Source organism: Nocardia carnea NBRC 14403 (assembly GCF_000308515.1).
In the GTDB taxonomy this organism is placed as follows: Bacteria; Actinomycetota; Actinomycetes; order Mycobacteriales; family Mycobacteriaceae; genus Nocardia; species Nocardia carnea.
Genome location: NZ_BAFV01000012.1, coordinates 1 through 3,932 on the forward strand (window position 1 = coordinate 1; position 3,932 = coordinate 3,932).

General features: G+C 68.1%; 1 protein-coding gene. It reads left to right on the forward strand.

From position 1 onward, the window contains the following. Positions 1-43: 43 nt before the first annotated feature. Positions 44-3,932 (forward strand): non-ribosomal peptide synthetase (locus ON22_RS03025; protein WP_373280840.1); only part of this gene is annotated, 3,889 nt, incomplete at its 3' end.

Here is a 3,932-nt window from a genome sequence, read left to right on the forward strand (position 1 = left end):
TGGTGAGCCGGTGCTGGAGTATTTGGGTCGTACGGATTTCCAGGTGAAGTTCCGTGGTCAGCGGATCGAGCTGGGGGAGATCGAGTCGGCGGTTCTGGCGCAGCCGCAGGTCAGCCAGGCGGTCGTCACGGTCGCCGCCTCGCAGCTCGGTGAGCAGCTGGTCGCCTACGTGGTGCCGGCACCGGGAGAACGAATCGTTTCCGGGGTCCTGCTGGATACGCTTCGTGAGGTCCTGCCGACCTACATGGTCCCGGCGGCCGTCGTCGAACTCGAGGCATTCCCGCTGAATACGTCCGGCAAGCTGGATCGTAAGGCGTTGCCGGAGCCTACCTTCGAGACTCGTGAGTTCCGGGCGCCGTCGACTCCGATCGAGGAGATCGTCGCCGGTGTCTTCGCCGACGTTCTCGGAGTGCAGCGTGTCGGCGCGGATGACGATTTCTTCGCGTTGGGTGGTAACTCGCTGATCGCGACCCAGGTTGCGGCCCGGGTCGGGCAGGCACTGGACGCGCAGGTGCCGGTGCGGGTGCTGTTCGAGGCTTCCACGGTGGCCGCGGTGGCCGCGCGGATTCAGGAACAGGCCGGCGCGGGGACCCGTAAGGCGCTCGTGGCGGGGCCGCGGCCGGAGCGGGTGCCGCTGTCGTCGGCGCAGCAGCGGATGTGGTTCCTCAACCGCTTCGATCGGGCCTCGGCCGCGTACAACCTGCCGTTCGCCATCCGTCTGTCGGGTGCGCTCGATGTGGATGCCCTGCGCGAAGCGCTCGCCGATCTCGTGCTGCGGCACGAGGTGCTGCGGACCGTGTATCCGGAGACCGAATCCGGTCCGGTGCAGGTGGTGCTGCCGGTGGGGCAGGCGATACCGCAGCTCGAGGTGCGGTCGGTCGCCGGTGCGGAGATCGTCACGGCCGTGGCCGAGCTGGCATCGGCCGGATTCGATGTGACGGCCGAGGTGCCGCTGCGGGTGGCGCTGTTCGATATCGACGGTGCGGCGGACGAATTCGTCCTGGCCATGGTGGTGCACCATATCGCCGGTGACGGTTCCTCGGTGGCGCCGTTGACCCGCGATGTGATGATCGCGTATTCCGCTCGGACCGCGGGGGAGACGCCGGGCTGGGCCCCGCTTCCGGTGCAGTACGCCGATTACGCGCTCTGGCAGCGTGAACTGCTCGGCGACGAGAACGATCCGGAATCCGTTGCGGCCGAACAGCTCGGATATTGGCAGTCGGCGCTGGCCGGGATTCCGGACCAGCTCGATCTTCCGGCGGACCGGCCGCGTCCGGCGGTGCAGTCCTATCGGGGTGGCCGGATCGAGGTATCGATCGACGCCGAAACCCATGCCGGTCTGCAGCAGTTGGCGCAGCAGCGTGGCGCGACCCTGTTCATGGTGGTGCATACGGCGTTCGCGGTACTGCTGTCGCGGTTGTCGGGTACGGATGACATCACGATCGGTACCCCGGTGGCGGGTCGTGGTGAGCGGGCCCTCGACGATCTGATCGGTATGTTCGTGAACACGCTGGTGTTCCGGACACAGGTGGAACGCGGCGAGACGTTCAGCGATCTGCTGGCCCGCCAGCGTGAAGTCGATCTGCAGGCGTTCGCGCACTCGGATGTGCCGTTCGAACGTCTGGTGGAGGTGCTCAACCCGGCGCGGTCGCAGGCGCGGCATCCGCTGTTCCAGGTGGGATTCACCTTCCAGAACATGGGTCAGTCGCGGCTGGAGCTGCCGGGGCTCACCGTTTCCGGTGTCGAGGTCGATACCGAGGTTTCGCAGTTCGATCTGCATGTGCTGGTCGGGGACAGCTACGACGCCGCGGGCGATCCCGCAGGGGTGACCGGCTTCCTGACCTACGCCACCGATCTGTTCGATCACGCGACCGCACAGGGCTTTGTCGACCGGTTCACCCGCCTGCTGGCCGAGGTCCTCGCGGATCCCTCGACCCCGGTCGGCGAGCTGGAGATTCTGGCGCCGGCCGAGCGGACCCGGGTTCTGGCGGAGTGGAACGCGACCGAGCACACGGTGCCGGACACGCTGGCACTCGACGGGTTCGCGCGGGCACTCGCCCGGTTCCCAGACCGCGTGGCGGTGACCTCCGATGGTGCCGACGTGACGTACGCGGAGCTGGATGCCCGGGTCAACCGGTTGGCCCGGCGTCTGATCGCGCAGGGTGTGGGCCCGGAATCGCTGGTCGGGCTGCTGGTTTCGCGGTCGCTGGATTTCGTGGTCGGTATGTATGCCGTTATCGCCGCAGGCGGCGCGTACGTGCCGCTGGACCCGGCCCATCCAGGTGAGCGGATCCGGCATATCCTCGATACCGCGGATCCGGAGTGCGTGCTGACGACCGTCGCGGATCTCGACGCGGTCGGGGCGGAGGCCGTCGCGGGCGCACCGGTACTGATTCTGGACGCGCTCGATACCAGTGGTTACGACGCCTCGACTGTGACCGATGCCGACCGGTCGGCGCCGCTGCGGCCCGAGAACGCGGCATACGTGATCTTCACGTCGGGTTCGACCGGCCGGCCGAAGGGTGTGGCGGTACCGCATGCGGCGATCGCCAACCAGATCGCCTGGATCGTCGGCGAATACGGGATTTCCCGTGACGATGTGGTGCTGTTCAAGACCCCCGCGACCTTCGACGTGTCGCTGTGGGAGCTGTTGGCGCCGTTGACCGTCGGCGGCCGGATGGTCGTCGCCGAGCCCGACGGACACCGCGACCCGGTCTATCTCGCCTCCGTCATCGCCGAACAACGTGTCACGGCGACCTCTTTCGTCCCGTCGATGCTGTCGGTGTTCGCCGAGAGCACCGCTGCGGACCCGGGTGCGCTGGCCTCGCTGCGGATGCTGTTCGTGGCCGGTGAAGCGTTCACCGGTGATGTGGTCGCCGCCGTGCGCCGGGTGACCGATGTGGCGCTGTACAACCTCTATGGCCCCACCGAGTTCGCGGTGCACGCGACGCATGCCGCGGCGGCCGGCCAGGTGTCCGGTGCGGTTCCCATCGGTGGCCCGGTGTGGAACGCCCAGGTGTACGTGCTGGATTCGCGGCTGCGGCCGGTTCCGGTGGGTGTCGCGGGAGAGTTGTATCTGGCGGGCGCGCAGGTGGCCCGCGGTTATGTGGGTCGCCCGGATCTGAGTGCGGACCGTTTCGTCGCGGATCCGTTCGGTACCGGTGGGCAGATGTACCGCACCGGCGATGTCGTGCGCTGGACCGACGCCGGCGAGCTGGTCTACGTGGGACGTTCCGATTTCCAGGTGAAGGTGCGCGGTCAGCGCATCGAACTCGGCGAGATCGAGGCGGCCCTCACCGAACACGCCGCAGTGGCGCGCGCCGTAGTCGTGGCGAAGTCCGACCCGAATATCGGTGACCGGCTCGTGGGCTATGTGGTCCCTGCCCGGGACACGATCCTCGACACCGACGAGCTGCGCACGCAGCTGTCCGACCGGCTTCCGGCCTATATGGTTCCGGCCGCGTTCGTAGTGCTCGACGAGTTCCCGCTGAACGCGTCCGGGAAGCTGGATCGCAAGGCGCTGCCGGAACCGGTGTTCGAGGCCCGGGAATTCCGGGCGCCGTCGACTCCGATCGAGGAGATCGTGGCCGGGGTCTATGCCGAGGTGCTCGAGATCGATCGGGTCGGCGCCGACGACGATTTCTTCGAACTGGGCGGTAACTCGCTGATCGCGACCCAGGTCGCGGCCCGGCTGGGTGCGGCGCTGGACACCACGGTGCCGGTGCGCGCACTGTTCGAGGCCTCCACTGTCGCCGGTTTGGCCGTACGGGTCGAACAGCACGCCGGAACCGGCGGGCGGGCGGCGTTGGTGCCGCAGCCGCGGCCGACCCGGGTCGCCGAGTCGGGTGAGGTTCAGGACGCGGTGCCGTTGTCGCTGGCGCAGCAGCGGATGTGGTTCCTGAACCGCTTCGACGAGAATTCGGCGGCGTATC